A 5380-nucleotide genomic window follows, 5' to 3' on the forward strand; every position below is an offset into this window, starting at 1 on the left:
GCGGGGGCGGCGGCGTACCCGGCGGCACACCCGGAGACCGCGGCGCGCCCGGAGGCCCAGGCGGCTGCGGCACACCCGGACCGGACGGCGCGGACGTGCCGTCGGCGGGCGTGTGCGGCGCCCGGCCGCCGGCCGACAGCAGCGCGGTCTTCGCGTCCGGCACCGCTCCCGGCGGCGGGGTGCGCTCCTCCTCGTGCTCACTCAGCGGGGGCGCGAACACGGTCTCCGGCAGGGGCACCGAACGGTCCTCCTCCGCACCGGCGTTCGTGTCCGTCCCCGCCCAGGGCGTCGCCCCGGCGGGCACTCCCGGCACCCGGTCCTGCGGCGGCGCGTCCCGCACCTCGTCGGTCCCGTCGTCGGTCCCGCCCGCCACGGGCCACGGCGTGGCGTCGGCCGGAACCGACGGGCCGCCGGGGGCCGCGTGCGACACCACATCGGACGCCGCGCCAGGCACCGCGCCAGGCGTCGCCTCCTGCACCGTGCCCTGTGCCGAGCCGTGCGCCGCACCTGCCTCCGTAGCCGGACCCGACCCCGGACCCGAACCCGAACCCGAACCCGCAGCACGGTCACCGCTCCCGTCGGACGCGCCCGCCCTCCGGTCCGGAATACCCAGCCTGTCGGCCGCCTCCTGCAACCACTCCGGCGGCGTCAGCAGGAACGACGTCTGATTCAGGTCCACCCGCTCCGCGGGCGGCGCCGGCTCGGCGGCGGCGGTGTCCTTGCGCCCGTACTCCTCCTCGTACCGCCGGATCACCTCACCCACCGGCAGCCCCGGCCACAACGTGGCCTCACCGCTGTCCCGGGCGATCACCGCCCGCAGCGCACCGCCGTCCGACCGCGGACCGTCCGCCCGGTCCTCGGCCCACACCACGAACCCCAGCTCGAACTCCCGTACCCGCACCTCACGGTGCTGGTAACCGGGCACGTCCCCGTTGATCCACTCGTCGGCGCGCTCCTGCGCCTGCGCGAAAGTCACCATCGCGACACTCACTCCCCCGCCGACGCCGGCGCCGACGCCGACGCCGACGCCGAAGAGACGGGCACGGCGCGCGCGAAGGCCCCGTCCACCATCAGGTTCGCCACGGTCTCCAGCTCCGGCGGACTGCCCGCCAGCCGCGTCAGGAACGCGTCGAAGTCGTCACCGCACGGCAGCAGCAACCGTTCCACCCGCTCCTGCGGCGCCCACGAGGGATCCACGTCACGGGCGTCGTCGTACGCGCAGAACCACACCGACCCCACCCGGTCACCCCTCACCTTCACGGCCAGCAGCCCGCCCTGCACGAACGCCACCCCGAGGTAGTCCTTCGTCAGATGGTCCCGCAGGCACTTGTTGACGTACACGAGGTCGTTGACCGCGGCCTCGTCCCGCACCGTGAAGAACGGCTGGTCCACCAGCACACCCAGCCCGGCGTCCAGCGCCACCCCCACCGGAGCGCACCCGCCGGCCGCCTTCAGGAACGACCGGTACGGCCCCGGCAGCCGGTACCCCAGGTCCTCCTCGACCCCCAACACCTGCTGCTCGGTCACCGACACCAGCGACTTCGGCAGCCCGAAGTGCGCCGGCCGGGTCTCCTGCAACGGCCGCGTCCCCCGCTTGCCGTGGTCCACCGCGGCCGTCGCCACCCCACCGTGGTGCCGCAGCAGCGCCTTCACCTCGACCGGCACCAGCTCCAGCCGCCGGTTCCCCGGGACGTGGTGCCAGGTCCAGCCGTGCGGCGTCGCCACCGCCGGCACCGTGGCCCACAACTCGTGCCCGGACGCGGCCAGCGCGGCGTTCGCCGACACGTAGTCCGTCAACCTCAGCTCATCCACACCGAACCCTTCCGGGGGATCGGCGATCTCCGCAGCGGCCCGCGCGTAGGGCGAGAAATCCGGGAAACCGTGCGCGTCGACCCGCACACCCCGCGGATGACGCGCGGCCCGGACCGGGTCCGGGAACTGCACGACCTGCCCGGCGTAGGCCGCGTTCGGCGGCACGGTCTGCTCCCCGGTCCGGCGGCCGGGAGGAGCCCCCAGCCCGAGCCGACCTGTCGTCATGGCGGTTGCCCCCTGCGGCTTTCTGTCCGGCTGTGTGGATCGCGACCGCCTGCTGCACAGGTCGCGACTGCCGACAGCCTAAGCGGTACGGCCACACCGGTCACCGGACCACCGGGTCGGTGACCAGCCGTCACCCCGCGGTGACGCAATGGCCAAGCCCGGGCGTGTCGCGACGCCCCAGCTTCCGCACCAGCCACGGCGTTTGGCAGTCTGTGTCCGCTGTCGGGGGGATCCACAGGGAGGGGATGACGATCTTGAACGCGACGACCCGGGCCAACGCACCCGGCGACCCCAGGGTCGGCTGGAGCGCCACCGAGACCGCGCACGCACCCGCCCTCCACCACCGCCGCGACGGCATACTCCCCACCATCGCCGCGGCCCTCTCCGTACGCGGCGCCACCCTCACCGGCACCGCCGCCCGCAGCGACACCCCGCCGGCCCTGCACCCCCTGGTGCGGGACTTCCTGGACTCCCTCGCCACCGACCGGCGCGACCGCTTCACCGGCCGCTGCGCCGAGGCGATCCTCATCTCCCGCCACCTCACCGCCGCCGACACCACCCGCAGCAAACGCGCCGCCCGCAAACCCATGACCAACGGCGAGGCCCGCAAGGCACTCAAACACGCCAAACTCACCGCACGCCGCATCCGCGAGGACGGCGACCCCCTGCACGGCAGCTTCGCCGCCCCCTGCCGCGCCTGCACGGCCCTCAGCGCCCACTTCGGCGTACGCATCGTCGACCCCGCGCAGAAGACCTGACGCCACACGCACCCCGCACCCCGCACCCCGCACCACGGCGCCGCCCCGGACCCGGTGACCGCCGCGCCCCATCCTCGACGAACGAAGGCAGATGCAAGCCGACCGCCCCTCCCCCGACCTCCCGGCCCAGCGCGCACAAGGGGGACCGCCCACCCGCTTCCCCGCCCCCGTGGACACCGCCCTGCGCACCGCAGGCTGGCAGCCCGGCCGCTGGGACATACGACAGGCCGAGGTCTGGGCCGACGCCCTGCGCGACCACCGCTCCCCCGCCGGCCACCGCCACGCCGTGTTCCCCGCCGCGGTCGAGGCCTGGTCCGAGTTCGGCGGCCTGCACATCACCTCACCGGCAACGGGCCGCCAGCTCGCCCCCGCCACCCTCCACCTGAACCCCCTGCACGGCCTCCACATGGCCCGCACCCTCGGCGACCTCGGCCGCGCCCTGCACACCGAGGTCGCCCCCCTCGGCCAGGAACCCGACACCCACACCCTGCTCGCCGTCGACGCCGTGGGCCGCGCCTACGCCCTCGACCACACCGGCGACTGGTACCTCGGCCCCACCGTCGACCAGGCCCTCACCGCCCTGCTGACGGGCATACCTCCGGTCCGGCTGACGGCGGGCTGACAGGACGGGTCGGCACGGCGGACCGTCACGACGGACCGGCACGACCGGCCGGCACGGCGGACCGAGCACGCGCCACGCGCCGGGGCCGCCCCCACCCCGGCCGCCCTCCGGCGCACTACGCCGGAATCACCGCCGACACCCGGAAACCCCCGGCGTCCGTCGGCCCCGACACGAACACCCCACCCAGCGCCGCCACCCGCTCCTTCATCCCGACCAGACCGTTCCCCCCGGACGGCAACCCGGCGGCCGACGCGTCCCCCTGCTCCGGCGGCGGCTCGTTCTCCACCTGCATCGCGATCTCCGCGCCCCGGTACGCCAACCGCACATGCGTCCGCGCCCCCGCCGCGTGCTTGTGCACGTTCGTCAGCGCCTCCTGCACCACCCGGTACGCGGTCTGCTCCACCTCACGGGCACAGTCCCGCGCCTCCCCCTGCACCGACAGCCGCACGACCATCCCCGTCGCCGCCGACTGCCCGACCAGCTCCTCCAACTCCGCGAGACACGGCCCCTCGGCCGGCTCCGCACCACCCCGCGACCCGGCGGGCGCCCCCGGGGCAGCGGCGGCCACCGCCGCCCCCACCGCGGCCGACGCCGCAACCGACGCCGACACGGGAACCCGCTCGGGCTCGGGCACAGGCGCGGTCCCGGGCGCGGGCACAGCCTCGGACGCCGACCGCTGCCCGGGCACGGACTCCGCCCGCCGCACCTGCCCGACCTGCCCGTCCGCCGACCGCAGCACCCCGAGCATCTCCCGCAGCTCCGTCAGCGCCTGCCGCCCCATGTCCCCCACCAGCGCCGCGTTCCGCACCGCCTTCTCCGGGTCCTTACGGGCCACCGCCTGCAACGCCGCCGCGTGCACCACCATCAACGACACCCGGTGCGCCACCACGTCGTGCATCTCCCGCGCGATCCGCCGCCGCTCCTCGCCCCGCGCCCACTCGGCCCGCTCCTCGGCCCGCTCCGCCAGCAGCTGCAACTCCCGCTCCAGCGAGTCCGCCCGCTCCCGCAGGCTCTCCATCAGCCGCCGCCGCGCCCCCACGTACAGGCCCAGCAGCACCGAGGGCGCCGTCAGCCCGATCGCCATCGTGAGCGCCCCGAACAGCGGGAACCACGCCCCGTGCAACTCGGGGGACTCCCGCACCACCCGCGTCGTCTCCACGAACGCGACGATGAACACGCTCACGAAGGACATCCCCGACAGCGTCGCGATGATCCGTCTCGGCGCCTCGGACGCGGCCAGCGTGTACAGGCCGACGACCCCCAGCAGGAAACCCATCTGGGCCGGCGCGACCGCGATCGCCACCAGCACCACGGCGACCGGCCACATCCGCCGCACCAGCAGCACGGAACCGGCCAGCAGACCGAACACCACCCCCACGGCCGCGGGCAGCCCCGCGTCCCGCGCGAACACCACACCCACGGCCGCGCACTCGAGCGCGGACAGCAGGGCGAGCCCCACGTCCAGCACCGCGCCGCGCCGCTGCGCCCACCACCACGGACCTGCCGGACCTGCCCTGGTCCCGGTCCCCGCGTGCTCTTCCCCCGTCGTGGTCATGCCTCCACCCTACGGGCGCCGGGCGCGGCTTATCCGGCGAGTTTTCCGGACTGGCCTACACCACACCGCGCGACCGAACGGAAGCGAAACCCGCCGATATGCCTCGAACTGCTGAATCGCTCACCGTTCGACCCCGGAAGCGATCGTTCCGCCCGGACGGTGATCACATGACACATTCACCCGACAAGTACGCCGACTTCGAGGGCCTGCGGGAACGGGCGGTCGCGCTGCGACGCGAGGGCCTCAGCCGCCGGCAGATCCGCGACCGGCTCCACGTCGACAACAACGACCTCCTCAACCGCCTCCTGGAGGGCGAGCCCGCTCCCGAGTGGACAAAGCGCCCCAACGCGAAGGACGACCTGAGGGCGAGGGCGAGGGAGCTCCGACTGGAGGGCCGGACGTACGACC

Annotated in this window: 4 protein-coding genes and 2 pseudogenes; 3 read left to right on the forward strand and 3 right to left on the reverse strand. The window is 74.8% G+C overall.

The window, feature by feature from the left end:
• A pseudogene (locus UW392_RS07680) lies at positions 1-979 on the reverse strand (hypothetical protein); the annotation flags it as partial.
• Between the two features lie 8 nt (positions 980-987).
• Positions 988-2037, reverse strand: coding sequence for an SMI1/KNR4 family protein (locus tag UW392_RS07685; RefSeq protein WP_320774123.1), 1050 nt, complete (start codon positions 2035-2037; stop codon positions 988-990).
• Positions 2038-2282: 245 nt separating this feature from the next.
• Here UW392_RS07685 and UW392_RS07690 point away from each other — a divergent pair, with 245 nt between their 5' ends.
• Both UW392_RS07690 and UW392_RS07695 read left to right on the forward strand, forming a co-directional pair.
• Positions 2283-2795 carry a YwqJ-related putative deaminase gene (locus UW392_RS07690; protein ID WP_320774124.1) on the forward strand — a complete coding sequence of 171 codons (513 nt, stop codon included), beginning with the start codon at positions 2283-2285 and terminating at the stop codon, positions 2793-2795.
• A gap of 91 nt (positions 2796-2886) precedes the next feature.
• A complete protein-coding gene (locus UW392_RS07695; RefSeq protein ID WP_320774125.1) occupies positions 2887-3417 on the forward strand; it encodes an SUKH-3 domain-containing protein in 531 nt (176 codons plus the stop codon).
• A gap of 115 nt (positions 3418-3532) precedes the next feature.
• Here UW392_RS07695 and UW392_RS07700 read toward each other — a convergent pair whose 3' ends face one another.
• A complete protein-coding gene (locus UW392_RS07700; RefSeq protein ID WP_320774126.1) occupies positions 3533-4972 on the reverse strand; it encodes a sensor histidine kinase in 1440 nt (479 codons plus the stop codon).
• A gap of 167 nt (positions 4973-5139) precedes the next feature.
• On the opposite strand from UW392_RS07700, the pseudogene UW392_RS07705 reads away from it, so the two are divergent.
• Positions 5140-5380 (forward strand): annotated as a pseudogene (locus tag UW392_RS07705) (hypothetical protein); the annotation flags it as partial.

This window comes from Streptomyces sp. CRN 30, assembly GCF_034105845.1.

Excerpts from the sequence above, each read along its gene's own strand:
- UW392_RS07690 (WP_320774124.1), top strand. The coding sequence starts at position 2,283 with ATGACGATCTTGAACGCGACGACCCGGGCCAACGCACCCGGCGACCCC.
- UW392_RS07695 (WP_320774125.1), top strand. The coding sequence starts at position 2,887 with ATGCAAGCCGACCGCCCCTCCCCCGACCTCCCGGCCCAGCGCGCACAA.
- UW392_RS07700 (WP_320774126.1), bottom strand. The coding sequence starts at position 4,972 with ATGACCACGACGGGGGAAGAGCACGCGGGGACCGGGACCAGGGCAGGT.
- UW392_RS07685 (WP_320774123.1), bottom strand. The coding sequence starts at position 2,037 with ATGACGACAGGTCGGCTCGGGCTGGGGGCTCCTCCCGGCCGCCGGACC.